Origin of the sequence: Nocardia colli (assembly GCF_008704205.1) — a bacterium.
Lineage (GTDB): Bacteria > Actinomycetota > Actinomycetes > Mycobacteriales > Mycobacteriaceae > Nocardia > Nocardia colli.
In genome coordinates, this window is the sequence record NZ_VXLC01000079.1 from 1 (window position 1) to 322 (window position 322).

At 65.5% G+C, this 322-nt stretch carries 1 protein-coding gene; it reads right to left on the minus strand.

The window, feature by feature from the left end:
* Nucleotides 1–303 (minus strand): AMP-binding protein (locus F3087_RS45780; protein ID WP_396897622.1); only part of this gene is annotated, 303 nt, incomplete at its 3' end.
* Between the last annotated feature and the right edge of the window lie 19 nt (nt 304–322).

Sequence of the window (322 nt, forward strand, 5' to 3'; positions counted from 1 at the left end):
CTCCCACACCGACACGTCGAAGGTGGCGGGCGTCTTCTGCAACACCACATCGGTGTCGTTCAAGCGGTACTCGGCCTGCATCCAGGTGAGGCGGTTGACGATAGCGGCGTGCGCGACCGCGACCCCCTTCGGCCGACCGGTCGAACCCGAAGTGAAGATGACATAGGCGGTGTTCGACGGGTGCAGCGGCGCAAGACGTTCCGCATCGGTCACCGGCGCATCCGAGTAGTCCGACAGCGCAAGGCGATCGATCTCGACAGCAGGCGTCTTGCCCGCATCGAACTCGTCGCGCGCCGTGGTCAACACACACACCGGTCGCGCG